The organism is Paenibacillus sp. SEL1, from assembly GCF_054602535.1.
The window spans coordinates 3,242,401-3,267,537 of sequence record NZ_CM137723.1 but is presented as its reverse complement, the minus strand read 5'-3'; the positions used below and the strand labels follow the sequence as shown (position 1 = coordinate 3,267,537).

At 46.9% G+C, this 25,137-nt stretch carries 23 protein-coding genes and 1 pseudogene; 10 read left to right on the top strand and 14 right to left on the bottom strand.

What is annotated here, in order from left to right:
* The first annotated feature begins 251 nt into the window (after window positions 1-251).
* Entirely contained in the window at window positions 252-1,520 is a 1,269-nt protein-coding gene (locus ACYCSE_RS14825; RefSeq protein WP_459698540.1) for an MFS transporter, read from the top strand.
* Between the two features lie 50 nt (window positions 1,521-1,570).
* Here ACYCSE_RS14825 and ACYCSE_RS14820 read toward each other — a convergent pair whose 3' ends face one another.
* A complete protein-coding gene (locus tag ACYCSE_RS14820; RefSeq protein WP_069291293.1) occupies window positions 1,571-2,497 on the bottom strand; it encodes an EcsC family protein in 927 nt (308 codons plus the stop codon).
* Between the two features lie 133 nt (window positions 2,498-2,630).
* Here ACYCSE_RS14820 and ACYCSE_RS14815 point away from each other — a divergent pair, with 133 nt between their 5' ends.
* Complete coding sequence (locus ACYCSE_RS14815; protein WP_081330734.1) at window positions 2,631-3,107, top strand: GNAT family N-acetyltransferase; 477 nt, start codon at window positions 2,631-2,633, stop codon at window positions 3,105-3,107.
* A 65-nt stretch (window positions 3,108-3,172) separates the two neighbouring features.
* Here the strand turns inward: ACYCSE_RS14815 and ACYCSE_RS14810 are convergent, their stop codons facing one another.
* A complete protein-coding gene (locus ACYCSE_RS14810) occupies window positions 3,173-3,598 on the bottom strand; it encodes an Lrp/AsnC family transcriptional regulator (RefSeq protein ID WP_025720601.1) in 426 nt (141 codons plus the stop codon).
* Window positions 3,599-3,756: 158 nt separating this feature from the next.
* On the opposite strand from ACYCSE_RS14810, the gene ACYCSE_RS14805 reads away from it, so the two are divergent.
* Together ACYCSE_RS14805 and ACYCSE_RS14800 are read left to right on the top strand one after the other, a co-directional pair.
* Window positions 3,757-4,509: an MBL fold metallo-hydrolase gene (locus ACYCSE_RS14805; protein WP_459698537.1), complete on the top strand. Its 753-nt coding sequence runs from the start codon at window positions 3,757-3,759 to the stop codon at window positions 4,507-4,509.
* A gap of 76 nt (window positions 4,510-4,585) precedes the next feature.
* Window positions 4,586-5,485: an SDR family oxidoreductase gene (locus ACYCSE_RS14800; RefSeq protein ID WP_250267626.1), complete on the top strand. Its 900-nt coding sequence runs from the start codon at window positions 4,586-4,588 to the stop codon at window positions 5,483-5,485.
* A gap of 97 nt (window positions 5,486-5,582) precedes the next feature.
* Here the strand turns inward: ACYCSE_RS14800 and mmsB are convergent, their stop codons facing one another.
* The 5 genes from mmsB to ACYCSE_RS14775 all read right to left on the bottom strand — a co-directional run bounded on the left by mmsB (window position 5,583) and on the right by ACYCSE_RS14775 (window position 10,717).
* Entirely contained in the window at window positions 5,583-6,746 is a 1,164-nt protein-coding gene (gene mmsB / locus ACYCSE_RS14795) for a multiple monosaccharide ABC transporter permease (protein ID WP_023987351.1), read from the bottom strand.
* Entirely contained in the window at window positions 6,730-8,280 is a 1,551-nt protein-coding gene (gene mmsA, locus ACYCSE_RS14790; RefSeq protein WP_250259152.1) for a multiple monosaccharide ABC transporter ATP-binding protein, read from the bottom strand. The genes mmsB and mmsA overlap by 17 nt, the downstream gene beginning before the upstream one ends.
* Before the next feature lie 32 nt (window positions 8,281-8,312).
* A complete protein-coding gene (gene chvE / locus ACYCSE_RS14785) occupies window positions 8,313-9,398 on the bottom strand; it encodes a multiple monosaccharide ABC transporter substrate-binding protein (RefSeq protein WP_053324803.1) in 1,086 nt (361 codons plus the stop codon).
* Window positions 9,399-9,764: 366 nt separating this feature from the next.
* Window positions 9,765-10,097, bottom strand: a complete 333-nt coding sequence (locus ACYCSE_RS14780) for a nucleoside triphosphate pyrophosphohydrolase (protein ID WP_459698534.1) — start codon at window positions 10,095-10,097, stop codon at window positions 9,765-9,767.
* Window positions 10,098-10,174: 77 nt separating this feature from the next.
* Window positions 10,175-10,717 carry a hypothetical protein gene (locus ACYCSE_RS14775; protein WP_459698532.1) on the bottom strand — a complete coding sequence of 181 codons (543 nt, stop codon included), beginning with the start codon at window positions 10,715-10,717 and terminating at the stop codon, window positions 10,175-10,177.
* Between the two features lie 453 nt (window positions 10,718-11,170).
* On the opposite strand from ACYCSE_RS14775, the gene ACYCSE_RS14770 reads away from it, so the two are divergent.
* A complete protein-coding gene (locus tag ACYCSE_RS14770) occupies window positions 11,171-11,518 on the top strand; it encodes a helix-turn-helix domain-containing protein (protein WP_023987345.1) in 348 nt (115 codons plus the stop codon).
* 44 nt (window positions 11,519-11,562) lie between these two features.
* Here the strand turns inward: ACYCSE_RS14770 and hcp are convergent, their stop codons facing one another.
* The 4 genes from hcp to ACYCSE_RS14750 form a co-directional block, all read right to left on the bottom strand.
* On the bottom strand, window positions 11,563-12,855 hold the full coding sequence (gene hcp, locus ACYCSE_RS14765; protein ID WP_061831199.1) for a hydroxylamine reductase: 1,293 nt from the start codon (window positions 12,853-12,855) through the stop codon (window positions 11,563-11,565).
* 145 nt (window positions 12,856-13,000) lie between these two features.
* A complete protein-coding gene (locus tag ACYCSE_RS14760; protein ID WP_459698529.1) occupies window positions 13,001-14,302 on the bottom strand; it encodes a response regulator in 1,302 nt (433 codons plus the stop codon).
* The gene (locus tag ACYCSE_RS14755) at window positions 14,253-16,253 is read right to left on the bottom strand and encodes a cache domain-containing sensor histidine kinase (protein WP_459698527.1); all 2,001 of its coding nucleotides are present in this window, start codon (window positions 16,251-16,253) and stop codon (window positions 14,253-14,255) included. Before ACYCSE_RS14755 ends, ACYCSE_RS14760 begins: the two co-directional genes overlap by 50 nt.
* A 34-nt stretch (window positions 16,254-16,287) precedes the next feature.
* Window positions 16,288-17,295, bottom strand: a complete 1,008-nt coding sequence (locus ACYCSE_RS14750) for a substrate-binding domain-containing protein (protein WP_068938491.1) — start codon at window positions 17,293-17,295, stop codon at window positions 16,288-16,290.
* A 218-nt stretch (window positions 17,296-17,513) separates the two neighbouring features.
* On the opposite strand from ACYCSE_RS14750, the gene ACYCSE_RS14745 reads away from it, so the two are divergent.
* A complete protein-coding gene (locus tag ACYCSE_RS14745; protein ID WP_459698524.1) occupies window positions 17,514-18,740 on the top strand; it encodes an acyltransferase in 1,227 nt (408 codons plus the stop codon).
* 263 nt (window positions 18,741-19,003) lie between these two features.
* Here ACYCSE_RS14745 and ACYCSE_RS14740 read toward each other — a convergent pair whose 3' ends face one another.
* Both ACYCSE_RS14740 and ACYCSE_RS14735 read right to left on the bottom strand, forming a co-directional pair.
* Window positions 19,004-19,189 carry an aspartyl-phosphate phosphatase Spo0E family protein gene (locus tag ACYCSE_RS14740; RefSeq protein WP_025723187.1) on the bottom strand — a complete coding sequence of 62 codons (186 nt, stop codon included), beginning with the start codon at window positions 19,187-19,189 and terminating at the stop codon, window positions 19,004-19,006.
* Between the two features lie 225 nt (window positions 19,190-19,414).
* Entirely contained in the window at window positions 19,415-20,812 is a 1,398-nt protein-coding gene (locus tag ACYCSE_RS14735; RefSeq protein WP_459698522.1) for a helix-turn-helix domain-containing protein, read from the bottom strand.
* Between the two features lie 198 nt (window positions 20,813-21,010).
* On the opposite strand from ACYCSE_RS14735, the pseudogene ACYCSE_RS14730 reads away from it, so the two are divergent.
* The 3 genes and pseudogenes from ACYCSE_RS14730 (at window position 21,011) to ACYCSE_RS14720 (ending at window position 23,138) form a co-directional block, all read left to right on the top strand.
* Window positions 21,011-21,412: pseudogene (locus ACYCSE_RS14730) on the top strand (AbrB/MazE/SpoVT family DNA-binding domain-containing protein).
* A 262-nt stretch (window positions 21,413-21,674) separates the two neighbouring features.
* On the top strand, window positions 21,675-22,133 hold the full coding sequence (locus ACYCSE_RS14725) for a MarR family winged helix-turn-helix transcriptional regulator (protein ID WP_322159423.1): 459 nt from the start codon (window positions 21,675-21,677) through the stop codon (window positions 22,131-22,133).
* Between the two features lie 126 nt (window positions 22,134-22,259).
* On the top strand, window positions 22,260-23,138 hold the full coding sequence (locus tag ACYCSE_RS14720) for a 4Fe-4S binding protein (RefSeq protein WP_459702527.1): 879 nt from the start codon (window positions 22,260-22,262) through the stop codon (window positions 23,136-23,138).
* A 56-nt stretch (window positions 23,139-23,194) separates the two neighbouring features.
* Here ACYCSE_RS14720 and ACYCSE_RS14715 read toward each other — a convergent pair whose 3' ends face one another.
* On the bottom strand, window positions 23,195-23,707 hold the full coding sequence (locus ACYCSE_RS14715; RefSeq protein ID WP_459698520.1) for a hypothetical protein: 513 nt from the start codon (window positions 23,705-23,707) through the stop codon (window positions 23,195-23,197).
* A 352-nt stretch (window positions 23,708-24,059) separates the two neighbouring features.
* Between ACYCSE_RS14715 and ACYCSE_RS14710 the strand changes: the two genes are divergently transcribed.
* Window positions 24,060-25,133 carry a polysaccharide deacetylase family protein gene (locus tag ACYCSE_RS14710; protein WP_459698518.1) on the top strand — a complete coding sequence of 358 codons (1,074 nt, stop codon included), beginning with the start codon at window positions 24,060-24,062 and terminating at the stop codon, window positions 25,131-25,133.
* The last annotated feature ends 4 nt before the right edge of the window (window positions 25,134-25,137 follow it).

Genomic DNA, 25,137 nt, shown 5'->3' with positions numbered 1-25,137 from the left:
ATATTGCTGATTTGAAAAGCTCTCTTGGAACTTATGCAAAATACTCACATATATATCGGTTTTGAGGATGGTAAATGTTTGAATTTGGATATGTCATTTTAGAAATTCTAACTAATTGGAGCAATGAAGAGTATCCAGCAGGATGGGCAAGCAGTAATGAGTAAAGGTGACCTTTATCCCACTTTCAGCCATTTGCTGCAAACGGATCGCTTCCTATATCTTAAAATATACATACATATTCGGAGGTTGCCATGACTAGTAAATCTGCTACAAAAAATGAAACGGGCCGATCGCTCCCCCTCCCGGGTCCACAAGCGAAAGGCACCGTTTTTGCGATACTGATTGCGATCAGTTTCGTCCATCTGTTCAATGACTCGATTCAATCGGTCATTCCAGCGATCTTTCCGATCTTGAAGGAATCTATGAGCCTGAACTACACGCAGATCGGCTGGATTTCATTCGCGATCAATTTTACAGCTTCAATCATGCAGCCTGTGATTGGCTTGTTTTCAGATAAACGGCCTACGCCCGCTATCCTTCCCATCGGCATGGGCTTTACGCTGACTGGCATGCTATTGCTCGCCTATGCTGCCGATTATAAAGCGGTGCTGATCGCAGTCATTTTTGTGGGTCTGGGCTCGGCTGCCTTTCACCCTGAAGGCTCGCGCGTATCCCATATGGCGGCCGGGCCGCGTCGGGGATTGGCACAATCCATTTTTCAAGTTGGCGGCAATGCGGGTCAATCGCTGGCGCCGATGCTCACGAGCTGGATTTTTATCCCGTTAGGACAATTTGGCGCGATTTGGTTCACAGGTATTGCGGCAGCGGGAATTGTGGTGCAATCGTTCATCGCACGCTGGTACGGTAACGTCCTACGTACAGAAGGCATTGCACGCAAAAAAGCGGTGGCACGCCGCATGAAGCCCGAAGTGCGTAACCGCGTTATGTTTGCCATGATTGTCCTCATTCTACTGGTATTCGTCCGTTCATGGTACTCGACCTCGGTCGGAAGCTACTATTCGTTTTACCTGATGGAAGTATATAAAATGCCATTGGCTGATGCACAGCTTTACATTTTCCTGTTCCTCGGGGCTGGAGCGCTGGGCACCTTTTTTGGCGGTCCGCTCGCGGACCGTTTTGGTAAACGCAACATGATTTTTCTGTCCATGGTATTAGCTGCACCACTCGCGCTGGCACTACCTTATGCCAACCAATTCTGGACGGCGATCCTGCTGGCAATTATCGGATTTATTATGCTGTCTAGTTTTTCGGTCACAGTCGTATATGCACAGATGCTTGTGCCCGGCAAAATCGGAACGGTGTCCGGTCTCATTACGGGCCTCGCTTTTGGCCTTGGGGGTGTGGGCGCACTCGTGCTCGGCAACTGGATCGACAAGGTAGGCATCACTCACATCATGTTCCTGTGCGGCTTTTTGCCACTGCTCGGCATCTTAACCTTCCTGCTTCCTACAGATAAAACCCTGAACCGCTGGGCGGAAGAAAATGGAGCCGAAGTGTAACAGGCAAACGTGTGGCGGCCATTTTGGCCGCTGCACACCTTTATACCCACCTAACGTAACTCCTCACTCTCTACTTCTGCCAAACGCATTAAAATCCGACGCTTCCGATACAGCATTTTCCCTGCTTCAGCTACGTCACTAATAGCGCTTCGGTTCGCAATGGAGCCAAACAAAATACCCGCAATCGGGACCATTTGAAGCAGCTTTTTCCATCCAAACTGGTCACGATAAGTGTTAATGACCTCTCTCCATCCCTGCATCTGGGAAAAAACCTGTGCCTGACGTGAAGGATCATCGAACAAAGCCAGCTCCTCTAATACGGCCTTCTTACCCACAATATCAGATGAAGCAAATTGCATACATTTAATAATAAAAATGCGTTCCTGCTTATCATGGGGATTAAAGCCATAACACAAGGCTATTTCCTGAAGCACTTTGAGTGACAAGCCGAGCAAAAGAGGAATATCCGCCGCAATCGTAAACACACCGCCAATTCCCGTTGTTGCTCCCTGGGCGGTAGCAAAGGTAATGCGAGCCGACGTCATATCGTCAGCAGTCCGATCCATGATTGTTAGCGGGAGCTCAGCCGCCTGCTTCAACTCCCACCTAGGTTTGGCACTATGTTCCGGATCAGCGTTTTCCCCGGCACGAGGCAGGTCCTGCGTATCCGACACGGAATCTGCGCCATTTTGCTGAATTACATGTTCATGGGCCGTCTTTTTCAGCCTGTTCAGAACCGTTTCTTCCTTCACCAAATATTTGCCGCCGTTCTGAATGAAACTACCCATCTCATTAAGCAGTTGCTCCAGCTTGTCTTTAATGACTTTGGGCGTCAGCCGATCCAGCAGCATAAAAGGCCATCTACCGATTTTTTCCCAGAAAAAAATGTCCTTCTGTTCCTTTTCCCATTTTTCAATATTCTTCAGCTCATGACGCAATACGTCCTGGCTTTCCCGATATTCTGTAAGCTGTTTCATAACCGTAGACGTCTCCTTTTGACTATGCTAGTTTATGTATGGGTAATACGTAAGTAAGGCGAGTTCAGGTTTCTTTTTTTAGCAAACTAGATGATAAAGAAAGTTAAAAATCCATACAGATCGGAGTGTAATGATGAATAATGTAGGGCTTGTCCCTTACCATTGTGAACATGATGCCATTTTACATACCTTCTACTTGCCTGAGGAGCAGAAGCAGTTTACTGCAATGCCGGATGAAATGCTGACACTGGCCAAGGAAGATCCGCACCGCCATCCTGTCGTGATTACGGCTACTAGAAGACCCGTTGGATTTTTCATTTTATACGATGGGGATGAATTAGCGGACTATACGAATACTTCTGAGGCACTGCTGCTGCGCGCGTTCTCTATTCATTACGCAGATCAGGGACAAGGATTCGCTAAGAAAGGGCTGCTTCTACTACCACAGTTCATCGCCAGACACTTCCCACATATTCGCGAGATTGTACTGGGCGTCAATGCCCGTAATCTATCTGCCCAAAGTCTGTATCGCAAATGCGGCTTTATCGATGAAGGCAACACTAAAATGGGACAACACGGATTGCAGCATATTTTTAAAATGAGCCTATAACGTTGACCTCATAGCCCTCGCCCAAATAAAAAAGCTTTCGGCGTTTGTGCCGAAAGCTTTTATCGTTAAATCTCACCAATGGAAAAACTCAATTTGTAATTACCAAACTTCGTAAGCTCATCCAGCATGGTATTTAACTCTGCCTGTGATGACATGCGCAAGCGCATCCAATAACAGCCTTCCCCACTCACTCGATGGATTTCGACAATATAGGGATGCTCCCGTGCAAAAGCCTGGAAAGCACTGTGAGTTGTTCCTGAATTCAAAAAAACCGTAATAAAGGCATGAATCGTCTGTCCAATTTTCTCAGGGTTCCAGCGCAGCGTATAGCCCTCGATAATGCCCGCATCCTGCATTTTTCGAACACGCGCCCCTACTGCTTGGCCTGTCAAGTGAACAAGCTGGCCGATCTCCTTGTGCGATAAAGAGCTGTCTTCAATTAAATGATGAAGAATGCGCAGATCGGTGTCATCAGGTACGAATAGTTCCATAGTTATTTTTCCTTTCATGATGAAACGATAATGCTGGTTTTCCTTTCAGCAGGCCGTAGCCTGTAGCTCCTTGCGTCAGATATGATTGTAACAGAAACAAAGAACCACCGAAAATACACTCGGTCCAAAAACATTCACTACCAAAGGAGCTTCCATAGATGAAAATCACACTAATCCGCAACGCAACCTTATGGATCGAATACGCTGGAGTAAAATTTCTGATTGATCCGATGTTGAGTGATGCTGGCGCAAATCCGCCGGTTCCCAATACGGAAAATGCCCGCCGTAATCCGCTGGTTCCCTTGCCGCCGCAATGGCAGGCACTCGGACAGCCTGATGTTGTGATCGTCACACATTTGCATCCCGATCATTGGGACCCGGCAGCAGTACGCTGGTTGGACAAACAAATTCCCGTCTTCTGCCAGCCCGGAAATGAAGAGCAAATTACTGCTGACGGTTTTACACAGGTTACTCCGATTTCGGTGGCTGGCTCCGTGGGAGAAATTGAGCTCATCCGTACTACCGGGCATCACGGCACCGGAGAAATCGGTGAACAGATGGGACCCGTATCCGGCTTTGTGTTTCAGGCACCAGGTGAACCTGTCGTCTATTTGGCCGGGGATACGATCTGGTGCAGTGAAGTCGCGGAAGTACTGGATAAATACCGTCCGGAGTGGACAATTGTGAACGCTGGAGGGGCTCGGTTTACGATTGGTGATCCCATCATTATGACTGCCCAAGATGTAACGGCTGTTGCGCAGCATGCCTCTTACACACAAATCGTGGCTGTCCACATGGAAGCAATCAACCATTGTTTACTAACTCGCTCCGAGCTTACGGAACATATCAACCGTGAAGGTTTGAAGGAACGCGTCCATATTCCGGCAGATGGAGCGACGATTTCGGGATAAGGCGATAATCCCGAGTCACCGCTTGCGCCCATTTTGAATATATTGGATTTCAAAACGCCTAAAGAAGGGATTATCAATGAATTGGCAATATCCTTATTATGGTACAGAAACCCAATGTAAAGAAGTTCCGATTGTCTTTCCTCCCCAGCATCAATATAGACAGCCGGGGTTGGAATACCTGATGGTTCCACGCCCTATTTATGATAATCCAAAGTATATCGGCACCGGAAAGCTTCTGGATCGGGTGGCTATTATTAGCGGCGGAGACAGCGGTATTGGTCGTGCGGTTGCTGTGGCTTTTGCCAAAGAAGGGGCCGATGTGGTCATTGCCTATCTCGATGAGCATCGAGATGCTATGGAAACCCGTGATGTCATTCATAAGCTTGGCAGACGTTGTTTGTTAATTCCGGGCGATCTAAGGCTAAAAAGCAACTGCTGTCTGGTTGTTCAAAAAACGATGGAAACCTTCGGTCGGATTGACATTCTGATTAACAACCTGGGTGTTCAGTTTGTGCGCGAATCGTATCTGGATATCAGCGAGCAGCAACTTCGTGATACGTTTGATACGAATATTATTTCCTTCTTCCATATGACTACAGAAGCACTGCCGTATATGCGGGCTGGGGCCAGCATCGTCAATACGGCATCGGTTACAGCCTATGTTGGTCAAAAAAATCTGATCGACTATTCAGCTACCAAAGGAGCCATTGTCAGCTTCACCCGCGCTCTGGCTAATAATCTGGTCGATCAGTGCATCCGCGTGAACGCCATTGCTCCCGGTCCGATCTGGACTCCGCTGAATGCCGCGACACAGTCGCCCGAAGCGATCCGCACCTTTGGCACCAATACGCCGATGAAGCGTGCCGGGCAGCCTTATGAATTGGCCCCCGCCTATGTGCTGCTGGCTTCGGATGATGGTTCCTACATTACAGGGCAAACGCTGCATGTCAATGGCGGACAAATGGTAACGGATTAGTTGCGTTGGCTGACAAGACCTAATAAATAAGACACCTCCGGCACCCACATTTTAAGTGGGACTGGAGGTGTCTTGTTTTACGATATCAAATCTTAGCTTAAGCTGATCTTTTGTTTTTGTTGTAAATATCGAAGGCAACTGCCAGCAGAAGTACTAAGCCCTTGATGCCTTGCTGCCAGTCAATACCCAGACCAATCAGAGACATACCGTTATTCAGTACGCCCATGACCAAACCGCCGATAATGGCTCCAAAAACGGTTCCGATCCCGCCGGATGCCGAAGCACCGCCGATAAAGCAAGCCGCGATGGCATCCAGCTCAAAGTTCGTACCTGCTCTCGGCGTAGCCGCGTTCAGACGTGCAGCAAAGATCAGACCGGAAATGGCGGCCAGCACGCCCATGTTAACGAATACCCAGAACGTTACCTTTTTCGTTTTGACACCGGACAGACCCGCTGCCTTTTCATTTCCACCCAACGCATACACATGACGGCCCATAATCGTGCGGTTCATGACGAAGGAGTATACAACGATCAGTATGAACAGCAGCACGAGAATGTTAGGTATTCCCGCGTAGCTCGCGAGCATAAAGGTGAACAGATTGATAACCGCAGCTACCACAATCAACTTGAGTACAAATAACGTTTGTGACGGAACCTCAAATCCATATTTAAGCTGAGAACGGCGTTCGCGAAGTTCGTTCACGATAAACCATACCGTGAGTGCAATACCGACAATGATGGATACCAGGTTATAACCGGTAGATGAAAAATCCGGCAGGAAGCCTGAACTGATTTTCTGGAAGCCCCCCGGAAATGGAGAGATCGATTGACCTTCCAGCACGATCATGGTCAATCCACGGAAGAGCAGCATCCCCGCCAATGTAACGATAAATGCCGGAATCCGTACATAAGCGACCCAGAACCCTTGCCATGCGCCGATTAACGCCCCGACCAGCAAAGATGCAATCACAGCGATCCATGCTGGAAGCTGCCAGTCGACCATCATTATGGCGGCAACCGCACCGACAAAAGCGGCTATGGAGCCGACGGACAAATCAATATGTCCAGTGATGATGACCAGCACCATCCCGATAGCCAGTACGAGAATATAGCTGTTTTGCAGAATCAGATTGGTAATATTAATCGGCTTCAACAGCAGGCCGCCCGTCAGCACCTCGAACAAAATCATAATGACGACCAGTGCAATCATCATGCCATATTGGCGGATGTTATTTTTAAATAGTTTAGTTATGGTTTCCATGCTTCACGCCTCCTGACTTGGTCATATATCTCATCAATGTTTCCTGCGACGCGTCCTCACGGCTAACCTCTCCAGTGATCCGCCCAGCATTCATGACATAAATCCGGTCACACAAGCCTAGTACCTCTGGTAGCTCGGACGAAATGACCAGCACTCCCTTGCCTTCAGCGGCAAGTCGATGAATAATCGTGTAAATTTCATATTTGGCGCCCACATCAATGCCGCGTGTCGGTTCATCCAGAATCAGAATATCCGGCCCGGCAAAAATCCATTTGCTCAGCACCACCTTCTGCTGATTGCCGCCACTCAGATTACCCGTTTTCTGTAAAATGCTCGGCGCTTTGATGTTCATGCTTTTTTTCATTTCCTCTGCAACAACGACTTCCTCCTGCTCATTGACGACAGCGCCCTTCGTCAGCTTGTTCAAGCCAGTCAGCGAAATATTACGCTTGATATCATCCATTAGAATGAGGCCATACTCCTTGCGATCCTCCGTTACATAGGCAAAGCCGTTGTTGATCGCGTCCGTAACCGTGTTGTTCTGGATCGGCTTGCCGTCTTTAATCAGCTGACCGGAAATGTTGCGTCCGTACGACTTGCCAAAAATGCTCATTGCCAGCTCGGTCCGTCCCGCCCCCATCAGCCCGGCAATACCGACAATTTCACCGCGACGAATGTTCAAATTCACCTGATCCAGCACCTTGCGGTCTGCATGATGCTCGTGATACACCGTCCAATCCTTCACTTCCAAAACGACTTTGCCAATCTCGGCATGACGCTCTGGATAACGGCTGGTCAGATCACGTCCAACCATCCCGCTAATGATCCGATCCTCCGTGACCTCATCCTTTTTCATATCCAGTGTCTCAATCGTCTTCCCATCCCGCAAAATCGTAATTGAATCCGACACCTTTGCGACTTCATTCAGCTTGTGGGAGATGAGAATGCAGGAAATGCCCTGTCTTTTAAATTCCAGCATCAAATTAAGCAGATTCTCACTATCATCCTCATTCAACGCCGCTGTCGGTTCATCGAGAATAAGCAGCTTTACCTTTTTAGAGAGCGCTTTCGCAATTTCGACCAGTTGTTGCTTCCCGACCCCGATGTTCGTAACTAATGTATTGGGATTCTCACTCAAACCGACCTTGGACAGCAGATCGCGTGTACCCACAAAAGTCTCTTTCCAATCAATCACACCGCCACTGGCGCGTTCGTTGCCCAGATAAATATTTTCCGCAATCGAGAGATACGGAATCAGCGCCAGCTCCTGATGGATAATGACAATGCCCAATTCCTCGCTTTGCTTGATATCCTTGAACTCACACGTTTTGCCCTGGAAAACAATATCCCCTTCATAGGTTCCATGCGGATATACACCGCTTAGTACCTTCATCAGCGTCGATTTGCCCGCACCGTTCTCACCGCACAGGGAATGGATTTCGCCTTCCTTGACCTTGAGATTTACATTTTCCAATGCCTTCACGCCGGGAAAGGTTTTGGTAATTCCCTTCATTTCCAAAATGATTCCAGTCATGGGATACGCTCCTTTCGGTTGGATTCTTACCCTTATTTCAGTCCGATTTGCTCTTTGGTGTAATAGTGACTGCCGACAATATCCTTTTCCACATTCGTCCGATCCACCGAGATTGGATCAAGTAAGTAAGCAGGAATGATCTTCTTACCGTTGTTATAGGATTCGGTGTCATTCACTTCCGCTTGTTTTCCCTGTAAAATGCTGTTGGCCATTACGACCGTTTGCTCAGCCAGCTTGCGAGTATCCTTAAATACAGTTTGCGTCTGCTCCCCAGCCACAATGGACTTGATGGAAGCCAGCTCCGCATCCTGCCCTGTAATGATCGGCAGCGGCTTGTTCGCTGATCCATATCCGACCCCTTTCAGGGATGAAATGATACCGATACTGATTCCGTCATAAGGGGATAGTACCGCATCCAGATTGGCCCCCGAATAGTACGCACTCAGCAGGTTATCCATTCGCGACTGGGCCAATGCTCCATCCCACCGCAGTGTAGCGATCTGCGCCATCGTCATCTGCTTGCTGCGCACGACCAGTTTGCCGGAATCCACGTACGGTTTAAGTACAGACATCGCACCATTAAAGAAGAAATAAGCGTTATTGTCATCCGGTGAACCACCGAATAGCTCGATATTGAATGGGCCCTTGCCTTCCTTAAGTCCTAACTTTTTCTCAATATACGCCGCCTGTAGCACGCCCACCTTAAAGTTATCGAAGGTCGCATAATACGTCAGATACGGTGTGTTGCGAATCAGACGGTCGTAAGAAATGACCTGAATGCCTCGGTCGTGTGCCTTCTGAATTACATCCGTCAGCGTGTTTCCGTCGACCGAAGCGATCACCATAACATTGACGCCCTTGGTGATCATATTTTCGATTTGGGAGATTTGGTTTTCCACCACGTCCTCGGCGTACTGTAAATCCGTTTTATAGCCTTGCTCCTGAAACAACCGGACCATATTCTCTCCGTCCCCTACCCAACGCTCGGACGATTTGGTCGGCATGGAAATGCCCACATAGCCTTTTTCCTTGCTACCCGTTCCACTCTCCGCCAAATTACAGGCCGAAAGCATCAGGGCCAAAACCAGAAGCCATACGACAACAGCTCCTTTTTTCATATGAAGTTCCCCTTTCCTCATGTGATGCAGGTCAATTTGAAGGTAAGTGCTGATTAGAGTTGAAACGAGATAACGCTTACATAAGTGAGGCAACGAGTACCTCTCCTTTTTTTATGTGCAAACACATGGTATCATTCCAGCCCGGGAAAGGTCTTTGCTGGTTTTGAACTTTTTTTATAAAATTTTAACCTTTGTGTGGGAGGCTAGTCTAAAACTCTACATCTTTACTGACAGCGCATTAATTATAAGGTACGTCGGTGTTATCAACATTAGTAATACGGGACGCTTAAAAGAGACAAAAAAAGGGTAGCTCCAGTTTATCAAGCCACCTTTTTGAATGTGCATATCATTGAAATATTTTCACAGTTAACTCTTACCTTCATCTACATCAATTAAGAACACCCGCTCCTGGAATCCGCCCCGTGTCTCGGCTTTGTCTGCCCGTAGCTTGTCCAGCTCTGCTGCATTCGCTCCATGTATTTCTGCTAGTGCCCAGATGACTTCCAGCATATCCGCCAGCTCTTCCAGCGCATCCTGATCTTTGTCCGCTTCAAAATATTCCTCGGCTTCTTCACGAAGCTTCGTTCGCAGTTCCCGCTTATATTCCTCTGGGTCCAAAATGCGTGTCCGACATTCCTTGCCTTGAGACATAATGATATGCGGAATCCGATCCCGCACCAATTTGTTGTATGTAGGCATATGAAATAACACCCTTTCTGATGTGGAAGCTTTAACCCGTAATCCAACATCTTCCTTTTCGTCATTATATCATTAGCTCAAAAAGAACCGGGTATTATTGATAAAAGATCTATCGATTCATTGAACGAATTTTCTTTATAAATAGATGGATACCGCATAGACGGATCAGCTACGATCCGTTGTGACAGAGACTCTAGAATAGAGTCCGTTTTATAAAGCAACTTGTCTACTTCCCCCAGCTTCATCGGCTCTTTAGATACATCATCTTCTCCCGAAACAAGATAATGTACCGTACCGATAAACAGCACCATATCTAAACACGGCTCAGCATCCGTGTGAATTAACGGGAACAGGTCGGTCATGGATAAACGAATGTACGATGGAATGATTTGGTTTCGATGAACATAAATAGCCTTAGCCATAGAAAACAGCGCACGATCACAAAGAATGAGGCAGTTTTGAAACTGATGATGGTCGCGCATCATTTGTGCAAGCTTGATCTGGTATTCGGCAAGTTTTTGAAAATCCATCATGCAATTGAATATGTAGGTGTCGCTGTACTTAGGCAGTTTGAAATCGGAAACACTATGTAGTTGGGGACTTAAGGAGTAATGTTTCAAGGGGAATCAACTCCTGAATTAAAATTTCATAAACGAGGATTTTGCAATAATCCCATAAGCAACTTCCTATGAACAAGATATAGATCGAAATGGTTTAGTTCGTCTATATCTTGCACTTCGGAGCGACTGGAATCGAATTTTGCAAAATCCTGAAACAAATGTGAGCAACGTAGCACAATTATGTAACCATCAAGATGTATAATTTTCTAGCTATCGGACAAGCTTCATAATAAATATTACTATATAGTAGTTTTTAATTCAATTTACTTACTAACACTTATTAATTAGATGTAACTCTTTCTCTACACTTCTAACTAGAGGATTTTGCAAAATCCAATAAGCGACTTCCAATAAATAATATATAGGTCGAGATGATCTCGTTCGTCTATATATTACATTTCGGAGCGATTGGAATCGAATTTTGTGAAATTCTTACTATAGAGAGGTGTAATCATGTCAGAACTTTTAGAATTGGTCGGTACGCGTATTCGAGATATTCGAAAGTCTAAAGGGCTTTCCCAAGAAGCTTTAGCCGAAAAAGCAGGATTCAATTCGAGTTATATTGGTTTCATTGAGCGTGCGGAGAGAAATATATCTTTAAAAAATCTGGAGAAAATAGCGAAGGCATTGAACGTGGGCGTCTATCAGTTGCTTACATATGTAAAGGACAATGATGAGCTTACCGAAGAAGATTCGAGTATAAAAACCATTTTGACTCTCCTAAGAACTCGTGAATCCAAAGATACTGAGCTGGCATTAAAGATTCTTACAGACATCTTTATAAGAATCGATGAACGATGAAACAAAAAAAAGGGAACTGCACTTTGCAGTTCCCCACCAATCTCTTACGACAATGCCAACATCGCTTTCATATCTTCCTCTGCTGTTGTAATCAGCTTCAAGCCAAACATCTCCACCAGTACATCCAGTACGCCAGAAGAAATAAACTCAGGCGGCTTCGGTCCAATGCGAATGTCCTGAATGCCGAGGCTGAACAAGCCTAGCAGAATGGCAACCGCTTTTTGCTCAAACCAGGACAGAACAATGCTCACAGGCAGCTCGTTCACCGTACAACCGAAAGCATCCGCTAATGCCAGAGCGATTTTCACAGTAGAACCCGAATTGTTGCATTGCCCCAAATCAATATAACGCGGAATGCCGGTATCTCCAACGGTGCCATAATCCACGTCATTAAAACGGAATTTACCACAGGACGTGGTCAGAATGACCGTATCATTCGGTAAGGATGTAGCTAGCTCGCGGTAATAGTTGCCGCCTTTACCTGGTGCGTCGCAGCCTGCAATGACGAAGAAACGGCGGATATGCCCGTCTTTAACCGCCTGAATAATCTCAGGAGCCAGCCCGATAACCGTCTCATGATGATATCCTGTCGTAAGCACCTGCTCCGAATCTACATCTGCTGCTGGCAGGGCTAATGCACGCTCGATCAATGGTGAAAAGTCGTCGTCCATGATCTTGGCTACTCCCTCCAGCCCGGCTACTTCATAAGAGAAGAAGCGGTCTGCATACGTGCCTTTAATCGGCATAACACAGTTCGTCGTTGCAAGAATTGCGCCTGGGAACTCCTCGAACAGTCTACGCTGATCGTACCAAGCCTTACCGATATTCCCTTTGAGATGTGCATATTTCTTCAATGCCGGATAACCGTGGGCAGGCAGCATTTCTGAGTGGGTATAGATGTTGATACCTTTACCCTCCGTCTGCCGCAACAATTCCTCCAGCGCATACAAATTATGTCCAGTCACGACGATACATTGGCCTTCGATTTTATTCTGACTGACGGTAATCGGCTGCGGAATACCAAAACGATCCGTATGCGCACGATCCAGCACATCCATGATCCGTACAGCCGCATTTCCGACCTTCATCGCCATTTCCAAATGCTCTTGTACATTAAAGTTAGAATTCGTTAAGGTCATATATAACGCTTCGTGCGTGATCCGATCCACCTCAGGATCGCTATATCCCAACTGACGAGCATGTGTCGCATAGGCAGCGATCCCTTTTAATGCAAAAATCATCGTATCCTGCAAGCTCGCTACCGTCTCATCCTTCCCGCACACCCCAACTACTTTACACCCGCCACTCGGCGTCTGTTCACACTGATAACAAAACATATCGTTTTCCTCCAAATATTGATAGATATTTGTTCGTTATCCCCAGCGTAACAAACCCCTGAATGCGTAGGTGTGATTACACACACATTTTTTCTTACAGTTTATTATTAGACAGTGTGGGACTCATCCCCCATTTCAATCCTTCCTACTCCACCGTGTTTTCTTGAATTCCCCCGCCTTTACGGTACTGCACAGGAGACACGCCCATAGTCTTTTTAAAAGCGGTGCTAAAATAGTGCTGACTGTCGTAACCCGTACGTTCTGCTATATCATAGATAGACAACGTCGTGGAATCCAGCAGCTGCACTGCTTTACGGATACGGGCACGCGTGACGAGGGTCACGAAGCTGTCGTTGAGCTCCTTTTTGAGCACGCGGCTGAGATATACGGCGGATACTTGTAGCCGCGAAGCAAGGGCTTCCAGCGTTAATTCCCGATCGGCGTAACCTTCCTGAATGAGCTGCCGGGCCCGACGTACGATGGGAGACAGCTGCGATTCGCCATACACTCGATCTCGACTCACCCGGTACGCGTCAATTGCACCTTCCAGCCCGCCCGCGTTGGATTCCACATGCGTATGAACCGCTATATTCAGGTAGCGCCCAATCGCCTGCTCCACGGAAGCGCCAATCGTCTCGGGTGCCTCCTGCCACAGGCATATGCCGATCAGCCCGTTCGCATCGCGGAACAACACATGCGGTCGGTCCTCCAGCAGTTCGCCAATAATATTTTCAGCGGCAAAAAGAAACAACTGGCGGTCATTCTCGCGCATAATCGTCTGCCGGGCCTCTGCCGCAGGCCACCGTACCACACCGATCTGAGCAGGCGGCCGCGATGGAAGCCGTAAAAACGCCAACTGTTCCATGATGTTTTTTCCCGTGTGTTGCCCTTCCAGCCATTCCAGGCAAAAACGCTGGCGCAGCAGCGGAATATTCCGTTCAATCTGTCCGGCGGCTTGTTCTACATAGGCGGCACGCTTGTGCTCTTCGTCCATTCGCTGACGAAGCCGCAACAGTGCAGCATGAAGCTGATCCGCATTTACCGGCTTCAAAATATAATCCTCTACGCCAAGTCGGACAGCCTCCTGCGCATAAGCAAATTCATCATGCCCGGAAATGATCAGGCAACGGCATTCTGGACGCTCTTCCCGCAGCCGCCGAATCAGTTCAATCCCGTCCATGAACGGCATATTCATATCGACCAGCACGATATCAATGCTAAGCTGACCCACCAGCTCCAGCGCTTCTTCTCCGTCCTCCGCCTCTGCTGCCACCTCCATGCCCAGTGCCGTCCAATCTATGCAATCTCGTATCCCCTCACGAATGATCGGCTCATCATCTGCGATCAATACTTGGTAACGTTTTGCTGTGCCTATGGTCAGTTCTGTTATGGCCTGGTCAATCAGACTCGCCGTTGTCGAGTTGTGTGTGGCCTTTGATTTCGTCATCCTGATCCTCTCCTTTTTCATAAGGCTTCTTCAGTTGCGCCATATCCAGCAGCAACGGATGAGTGATCGTCACGCAGGTACCTGTCCCTTCTTTGCTCTCCAATACAATTCCATATTCCTCGCCAAAAGATAACCGGATACGCGCTTGTACATTCAGCATGCCATAGCTTCTGCCATGAGTACTAACTCCCTTTTGCTTCTGCTTTACTTCCATCGCCTCCAGGGGTATTTCCAGCCATTCACGCAATTCACGCAGACGGTCCGCCGTCATCCCTGCGCCATCGTCACGTACCGTCAGCAGCAGCTTGTCGTCCTCAGCTTTAGCTTCTATCCAAATCGTGCCTGGGCCACGTCTGGCCTTGATGCCGTGATAAATCGCATTTTCCACTACAGGCTGAAGCATTAACTTCAACACGAACAGATCCTTTAGCTCGTCAGGTAGATTCAATTCCCAGCGAAGTCGGTCACGATAGCGGGTTTGCTGGATTTGCATATAGCTAGATATATGCTCCATCTCGGAGCGCAGTGGAATAAAGTCATCCCCCTTGCTCAGCCCGAGACGGAACAATCTCGATAGCGCTCCCACCATATCGGACACGTCGTCTGCTCCATTTTTTCGGGCCATCCAATGAATCGTATCTAGCGTATTGTATAGAAAATGAGGCTTAATATGCTCCTGAAGGCTGCGCAGCTCGGCATCCCGTTTTTGCCGTTCCCTCAGTTCGCTAAGTGACATGAGACGGCGAATTTGCTCCAGCATTCGGTTAAAGCTCCGCCCCAGCATTCCAACTTCATCCCCACGGTCACTCCATTGGCGAACTGTAAGATCCCCTGTCTCTGCCGTTCGCATATAGGACATCAGCCGGAAAATTGGCTGCGCAATGGAACTCGACAATCGCAAGGATGCCGTTAAGCCAAATAGACATACAATGAAAACAAAACAGATGACATAGAACTGAATTTGCCGCACTTCCAGTGTAGATTCGCGTGCCGGGAATACCCCCACTGTTCTCCAGCCCGTGAATTCGGAAGCCCTGAACATGAACAGCAATTCCCTGCCCCCAGCTTCACGGGTAAACATCCCGCTGTCACCTGCCCCGAACCATTGCGGCGGAATGCGCTCAATTAAAGGCATATCCGGCCTGTACACGCTGCGCCCCTCAGCATCTGTCACCATTAAATATCCGCTTTTGCCCAAGGTTACGTCCCTGGCGGCCTGCGACACAGCCCGCAGCTTGAGGTCAATCATAATCGCGCCTAGCACGCGTCCGGTTTCCGGATCTGTAACCGAACGAACGACGGAGACAATTTCACTGTCCTTGTACCGGACATGAGTGGTCACATTACGGTGGCTCGGCTGTCCTAGCACAGTGAATATGCCTGCATGCTGCTCCGCCTGTTGGTACCAGCCTTCTTCCGTCAGGCTACGCGTGCTTCGAGCGTACATTTCGTTGCTGATATAGTCGCCTTTTTCGTTCACGATCAGAATCCCTGCAATTTCAGGATATAACGTGGTATAGCCCTGCAAAAATTGCTTCATTTTATACAGCGTATCCTGCTCCTGTACAGAACTTAATGCCTGTTTGGAAGTGAAGGCCTGATTTTGCACCGAGTTCTGTGCCCGCTCCCCCTGGTTTTCCGGCGTTACGATACTCGCATGACCCGCGTGGCCGTCAGCCGGCGTCTTCCCTTTCCAGAACTCCCCGATATCGGGGTTAAAAGCAATCAGATACGTCATGTTTTGCAAATTTTCCATTTTGGTGTCCAGCGCTTCGTTCACCTTGCCAATCAATTGCATCGTATGATCTTCCACCTGCCGCTCAATAATCCGTTCCACCGTCCAATTGACCAGCAGACCTAATCCCAGCGAAGGCACAATGCCAAACAACAGGAACAGCAGCATGAGCTGATAACGTAAAGGCATATTGCGCAAGCGTAACCGCGGCATCATTTGGCGCACCCCTAATTGGATACGCTCCCAAAATTTATTTCGCATAATAATCATCTACATTCGCCCGGGTGACCACGGAAATCCCAGTATCTACCCGCACGGGCAACGGAGTGTTGTCTCCAGTGGAAGAAGGTGCAGGAATCGTCAAATGATGATGCAGATGGAACAAATATTGAAGCGACCAATAACCCATATTCCATGTTCCCTGGGCAATTGTTGCCGAAATCGTCCCACCACGAATCATATCCAATGTCGCTTTATTCGTATCAAAAGAAATGATTTTCAGCGGATGGCTGTTTTTTTGACTCAGTACCGCTTCACCCACACCTGCCCCTCCCGTTGCATCGGTCACAAAAATGCCCGCCAGTTTCGGATAAGCTTTCATCAGCCTCTGCGACTCATCCCGGGAGACCATCGCGTCTGCGCGGCCATCTGCGACTTCCACCACCTTCATCGCAGGATATTGCCGTTGAATGGTATCGCGAAAGCCACGCGAGCGTTCCTCATGATTTTGCTGTCCAGGGAGCGTCAGAACAGCGACCTGACCTTCTCGTCCCAACAGCTCTGCCATTTTATCCGCAGCGGTCACGCCCGCCTTATAATTATCCGTGCCCAAAAAGGAATACGCCCGGCTCCCCGGCGCTTCGGCATCAAACAATACCACAGGAATGCCCGCATCCAGCGCCTTATTAATCACCGGAATCAGGGAGTGAGGATCAATCGCGGAAATCGCAATCCCTGCGGGTTTACGAGCAATCGCTTGCTCAATAACAGTTGTCTGCTCCTGCGCATCATAACGGGTAGCTCCCCGATACTCCACAGTCACCCCCAGCGCATCCCCGGCATCCTCGAAGCCCTTAAGTCCGCTTTTCCAATACTCCAAACCAGACTGGAACGTAATCATCATATAGGTCTCTCCGATACTGCCTCGCAGCCCTTTATCCTCCCAAGTGCCATTCAACGGGCCAGTTTGTTCATACCTGAACACATAGAGAGCAAAGGCCGCAATCAACAGCATATATACCAGCAGCGTTTTTTTCATCCTTCCTCTCCTCTTCCTGTGTGTATCCTTAAGTTATAAATTCACTTTAATTTATTCTGGTTTTACTTAGATTGTAAACGCAATCATATTAAATTGGAACTACTTCACTCTTCTTACTTTCAGGTGGCGTTAATCCTGCACTAATGTTTCTACGTTACAATACCTACAATTGTGCTAGGGAAAACATGTGCATATCTTGCGGAAAAGGAGTGATATGGATGAGTAAGCCGCGTATCGCGGAGTGGACAGAACTACGGGGCCTTGCCTACCTCGCTGTCGTGCTTCAGCATTGCATTGGCGAATATATTTATCGCAGCGACATCCAACAGCCAGATTCTGTTATGCTCGCGATGCTGTATCATTTGACACGTTTTGGCACACCGACGTTCGTTTTCCTGTCTGCGGCGCTGCTATTTTATAACGGCAACAAACCGATTGGCTATCCTCGCTATATTGGCAGGCGGTTTCGAGATATTTATGTTCCTTTCCTTTGCTGGACTGTTATTTATTGGGTATGTACTCAAAACTGGTCAACGGCGCAGTGGGGAAATATTTATTTTTACAAAGGTATGTTCGAGGAAATGATCATCCCCGTCAGCGGATATCATCTATGGTTTGTAGTGATGATCTTTCAGTTTTATATTTTGTTTCCTTTATTTTCAAAAGTAGCCGGGCAGGTTCAAGCGTTTCTACGTCGTTATAGCACAAAAAGACGCAAACAGCTTGTTTTGGCTATTATGCTGATTGCCGCTACGGCTTATGCTTTGCTGTTACAATGGTCCTACTATGACATGTCTGCATGGAGCACTGGGTTGCCGTCCTTTTGGCAGACTCTGCTGGATTATCGCACCTACAACTTTGTCATGTACTTTTTCTATTTTATGCTGGGCGCAGTATGTGCTTACATGACAGACACGTGGCGTGGACTGGTCAAACAGACGTTGCCGTGGAATGTATTTGTCTTTATTGGTTTGTTCATGCTCATGGGTCACACGATGCTGATCCAGTCGGGCGATACGATCAATCTTAATATTTCCACCTATTTGAAGCCAAGCACCTTTGTGCTCATTGTGTCGCAGCTGCTTTTATTGTACGGACTGCTGCTCCATTTGCAAAAAGATACGCGATCCGAGCCGTTTCGCCGTATGCTGAACTGGATCGGGCGTTATTCTTTTGGAGGATATCTGGCCCATGCACTCGTGCTGGCCTTCATATCCTACTACACCCGCTCGCTTGCACTGGGCGATCATCATTTTACAGCTACGCTCATTACGTTTATCGTCGTGGCAAGTGTTTCTCTGGGCATCAGCTGGCTCTTTGCCCATCTGCCCGGCGGCAACTGGATTGTTGGTTCCAAAGGCAGACAGCGATTGAACTGGCATTCCTTTCGTTTCCAGTTCCTTTCCTCCAAACGCGCTTCCAAAAGCACGCAGGAGCTTGGATAATCTTATGCGTCTGTGTTTCAGCATGGGGTTATGATTCCAATGAACTTTGGCAGGGCTCACTTATTGAGCTCTGCTTTTCTGTGCCTTAGTATGCCGTCCCCTCAAAAAGATGATTAACATTTTATGACATGAATATGTATTTTATTTTAAAATAAGTCATTATATAGAATAATAAACGTTACGCGGGAGAAGTCATAGTTTTGCATAACAAAGAAGGGAGAGGATGGACTGAACATAATATCGTCGTTGTTAATGATCTAGCCCTAAACATAGTGAGGTAGCTTCTTGGTCTGAAACATACGGTTGTACTGATTAATCAGTTCATCCAAAAGCATAGACTGCTCAAGTACACAAGCATGTCCGAAACCATACTCTTCGTAAAGATCATGCAAATGTTGTCTGGCGTGTTCCATCTGTTGAATTAACGTTACCGTTTCATACCTGTTCATCCTGCATACCTCCTAATGAATCTCATTTTAAGGAGGGATGTACAAATACGTCATATCTTTTTTGAGTCGAAAAATTACAAAATAATACAAAAAGAGACCAGCCATAAGCTGGTCAATAGTAATGAATTAGTGTTTGGTCAAGATCCACCAACGTGTCCTTGTGTTTGGATCGTGCCATGGCTTAGATTTCCAGCTTGGACTGGTACTGTGAATACCAGTAAAAAGCTAGTTACCGCCAAGAAGAAAGCCATCCTTTTGATCATTTTTCTCCCACACCTCCTCATAAATAGATTGGAACTGTGTCTGTGTTTCGGGAGCCGCATGTGTTTTGAAGTGAAAAAATAATCCAAAACAATTGGCAATAAGTAGTACATGATTAATTGTAACAGCTTTTTCAAACGCGTTTATTAAACATTTGAAACCATATAGGTATCTGCCTTTATTTAGGCTGTATTTAGCCATTTTGTACCAGAAGCGTACGTACTCTTCCGGTAAAACCTGCTGTGTATACATGTCTGAAGATGACGGTTCTTGATAAGCCTCAATTTGGGATTCAAAACGCTGAAGGATATGGTCTACATCTACATTGTACCGATTAGCAACTTCAAGAACGTTTAGTAGCTCGGCAAAAATCTCATTTTCGGCAGCCATATGTTCTACGTAATCGGGGAGAACACTAATATCCCCGGACATAAGCCTATTGACGTAAGTATTAATTTTTGCCCATTGCTGATATTGTTTCTTCCAATAAAGTGAATCAGGGTCCTTCTCCTTTACCCAACTTAGATCGGCATAACCTCGGATATGTTCTAATGCCTGTTCATGATCTCCTTTTGCATCGCAAGCATTAGCACACAGCAATTCGGAGTAAACTATGTATACAAACAGTGGCCTGCTTAGCTTTTTTCGTGGCTCTGTTCCTTTTCGCTTAGAGTTATGAACCAAATTATATTGGATCTTTCCCATTTGACCCATTTGATTTGCAAATTCATACACCTTGTCCCACATACTTAATGATCTGTACACGTTCGCCAAATCTTTTAATGCATCTAATTGCTCTATCTCGTCTAAACGATCCACAAAAGGGGCAAATTCAATGGCAGCTTGAAGATTTATAGCTCTATCTTGTCCGATATTAATTTGAAACAAGCGATACTGGCAGACCGCCAATCGCTCTGAATGCTGCTGCTTCTCACTTTCAGCCACCTTTTTGTAAAGATAAGCCGCTGTTTCATTGTAACCGTCTTTGTATACATTTTCGGCAACTTCAAAGAGCGATGGCGGATAATTAGGGTTATCCAATAACAGAATTACAACTCGCTGCAAGCAGTCCAGTCGTCCTAGCTCAATACATCGGTATAAGAAAGGGCTAATTTTTTTCCAGTTGAGCGGAGATTCTTCAATACATTCTTCAATATAACGTTCGTAGAAATAATCCGGTGGTAAATTCATTCCCGCAGTAATGCTATCCAGTTGGTGAACAGAAATAGATCGGTTACCGGTCACAATGCTACTAACTGTACCTACATTCAAATCAATCGTGTGACCAAACTTGGTCATCGTTAAGCCTTTTCGTTTCAAATAGGTTTGAATTTCTGCCTGTATCGTAGGTGTGATTTCCATGGATAAACCACCCTTTCAGCATTTTCATAAAATTTCAATTTCAATAAACAATATAGTTTGGAAACTAATAGTATAATTATTGATTTTCCTTCACGATAATACCATCTTTTGGAACAAACATAAATGCTTTTACTTTATTGATTTTTATATTTTTATTAGGAGATCATTGGATGTTGGACAATGGAAGGAGAAGATCACTTGAAAAATACAGGTATGACACGTCCATTGGATACGTTAGGTCGAATTGTTATTCCTAAAGAGATGCGAACCTCTATGGGTATTCAAGCTGGTGAGTCCTTAGAATTTTATTTAGATTGTGAAACAGGTTTATTGAGTATGCGGAAGTATATTGGAGTCTGCTGTCACTTATGCTATTCGATTCAGGATTTAAGCTATTTCAGGGATTCATTTTTATGTAAAAAATGCATAAACGATCTGAAGGGAAATATAGGTGTGAGTCCATTACCTGTTCCTGTCGTAAAGAAATCTGCGTACAAAGAAAAAAGTAACCATCGGTCGTCTTCATAACAATTAGTTGAAAATCTAAGAAAACTCTTGCGCGAGCATCCAACAGCCAAGCAAGGCGAATATGCTGAATGACTCGGCGTATCCCAAGGGCGTATTTCCCAGCTTAAAAAGCTGTTATAGGTATCGCTCGGCTCACATTCTAGCAAAGCTAAATAACCAGTCGCTGGTAGATTTCAAGGCGACTGGTTATTTCAACTTTTCATTAGTAGGAAGGACTACAGGGGATAAATCATGATAGACCGACAGAACTGACTGCTGTGACAAATATCGCTTACAAAACCTACCACTTTTGAGATGGTGTAGATACACGAAACAGTACACGAATGGAGAACTTATGAAAACGACAGGAAAGAATAAGAAATCTTCGCAGAAGCGATCAGCCTCAGTCTGTACCTGCATCAATCTGCGCCGTTCCTCGATGGCTGTTACGGGACTGTATGACCGGTATCTGGCCCCGAGCGGACTCAATATTAGCCAATTCTCGCTGCTCAAGCACTTAACTGCACTGGGCCCCGCAAGTGTAAGTGAATTGGCGCTGGAGATGCGACTCGACCGGACGACGATTGTGCGCAATTTGAAAGCGTTGGAGCATGATGGGTATGTGGAGGATACATCTACTGAGGGCAGTCGCAACCGCTGCCTTACTCTGACGGAGAGGGGAAGAACGGTATACAATGACGCAGCAGGGCTTTGGGAGGAGGCGCAACGTTTTTTGCAGGAGTCATTGGGAATCGGACAGTTGCAGATACTCAACACACTCTTATCCAAGATTGAAAATTTGGATGGATATTAGACGGCTCCTCATCCAGGTGGAGTTGTGTTCAATTCGTGTATATACACGAAAAAGATCGAAATGTTTATTGCGGTATCAAGGGAAGCTTTACTGTGAACAATAACCACGGAGAGGGATGTGGATAGGATGGTTGAATCCGTACCGGATATGAGAGAAAACATCGCAGCCGAGATGAAAACCTATGTGAGCGAAGACAAAGGCAATGTTTGTGAAGAACTGCGGAGTCCTTATTACGAGGAGCCGATTATCCAATTTGCTGCGGCTAATGATCCTTTGTTTGAGGAGTACAAAAGAGTAGTGGGGCCCGATCACGCCACGCCGCAGGAAGCATTTGAACGTTCCTTTGGAACGGAGAGTTTTGATGGAGGCACCGTTATCAGCGTTGTGCTGCCGATCAGCGAGACGATCCGTAAGGCTAATCGTGCGCAAAAAGAAAGAGCCTCAAGGGAATGGGCGCTGCTGCGGACCTTTGGCGATGAATATTTTGTACAGTCTGCAAGGCGGCATTTGGCGGGATACTTAACAGGCCTTGGTTACCGTGCGGTTGCACCGCTGGATACGGATTGGTACAGCATCCATGGCGCCGAGGGGGGGCCGATCTCCAACTGGTCGGAGCGCCACATTGCATATGCTGCGGGTCTCGGCACCTTCAGTATCAATGACGGCTTCATCACCGAAAAAGGAATTGCCATCCGCCTGCTGTCCGTGGTGACCGATCTCAAGGTGCCGCCTGATGCCAGAATATCTTCAGCCACAGGACATACCGGTAACTGCCTGCTGTGCAGCAAGGGCATCTGCGGTGTGTGCATTACCCGCTGCCCTGTGCAGGCCATCAGCAAGGACGGCGGACATGACAAAATCGCCTGCATGAATTTTGTGTACGGACAGGCATCACGGGACTTTGCGGTTCTAAACGGCGGCGAGGCCAAATCGGGTGCTGGCTGCGGACTGTGCCAGACCAAGGTGCCCTGCGAGAGCAGGAATCCGATGCGTACTGCCCGGTGAATATGGAAACCTTGAGGACCGCCATTCTCAAGGTTTTTTAGTGCAAAAAGATACATTTAGTTTTCGTTAGCCGAGGTTGAGGGCGTCCCTGCCTCATGTTTTAATTGAGCTTCACTCGAAGCTCCGGACTTACGATCGAATGTAATCGGGCCTTTACGGTTCACAAGCCGTTTCAGATCCATAGTCATTTCATTCTTCAATTTATCAATGAGCTGATCTTCTTTGATGCCTTTGCTTTTAGCAACCTCGGCCAATGACTTCCCTTGTCCCAGTTCTTTCTCTAACTGTACAGGAGTGATGCCCAGCAACCTAGCTACTTTCTCGTTGAGATGGTGATTCAAGCCGCCAGGCCTTTTACCGTGCCTATGTCTGTGAACATGCCCATGTCCGTGGTCGTCCTGTGGTTCAACATTCCATTGGCGGGCTGCCCCTTGGATAGAGTCGTTGGGAGTGAGAGTTTTCAACGAATTACTCGGTTCCGTCCCGGAAGCTCCTGCTGCACCCGCAGTGCCATACATCATCACTCCTCCATACAGAATAGCAACGGTCAATTTCCATTGTTTTTTCATGTTGCAGACCCTTCTTTCATCCTTTTTAAAATAATATTTTCTTTTCCCGCTATTTTTATTCATATTTTCGCCTGTTAAGTAACCATAAGACGGGAAAAAGAAATTATGAACATTGCTATCACAATTACACCCAACCTTCGATCTACACGCGCTCCTTGGGAACCCTATCCTGTAGAGTGAGTAAGAATGAATAACTATACTTTCTACAATATAACTTGAAATTTTTCAAGTTATATACTAAGGAAAATATGATAAAATCAAATCGTAAACGTTTACAATTGATTTTTGAAAGACATGTTGCATCAAGCTACTACAGAATGCAACTATATTAAAATAGCTAGGAGGTAGACCCATGTTTATAGCTAAAGCAGGAAAATGGACGGCGATTATGGCAATCACCTTGTCTTTATTCACAGGCTCGCTGGTGATCTCGAACAACCAGGCGCTTGCGGCTGATTGCTCGAGCGGTTATGTAGCGTTAACCTTCGACGATGGTCCCAATCCCTCTAACACCAAAGCGCTGCTTAGTGCTCTGAAGCAAAACGGTTTACGCGCGACGCTCTTTAATCTTGGACAAAACGCGCAGAATAATCCTTCGCTTGTACGTGACCAGCAAGCAGCAGGCATGTGGATCGGTAATCATTCATGGTCACATCCGCATATGACACAACTGAGCACATCGCAGATGTCATCGGAAATTACACGCACGCAGCAAACGATACAGTCCATTACGGGCACGGCACCAAAGTTGTTCCGTCCTCCGTATGGCGAGACCAACGCAACCCTCAAATCCATTGAGACCCAAAACGGTCTTACCGAAGTATTGTGGAACGTTGACTCCCAAGACTGGAACGGCGCCTCCACCGCACAGATCGTAGCTGCTGCGGGCAAACTTAAAAACGGCGATGTGATCCTGATGCATGATCAGTACCAGACTACACTCCAAGCTATTCCACAAATTGCACAGAACCTCAAAAACCGTAACCTTTGCTCTGGTATGATCTCACCAAGCAATGGCCGGGCGGTAGCGCCTGATGGCGGAAACGGCGAAACGCCGCCAAACAAAGGCACAAAAGTGGAAGCAGAGAATATGACCAAAGGCGGTCAGTATACTTCAAATATCAGCTCGCCATTCAACGGAGTGGCTTTATACTCCAACAATGATTCAGTGAAATTCACACAGAATTTTACCAGCGGCACCCATCGTTTTTCACTCCGTGGTGCTTCAAATAATTCCAACATGGCCAAAGTTGACTTGAAAATTGGTGGACAAACGAAGGGTACCTTCTACTACGGCGGGAGCAGTCCTGCGGTCTATACTTTAAACAATGTCAGCCATGGAACCGGAAATCAAGAGATTGAGCTTGTTGTAACAGCCGATGATGGGACATGGGATGCTTATATTGACTATTTAGAGATCGACTAATTTT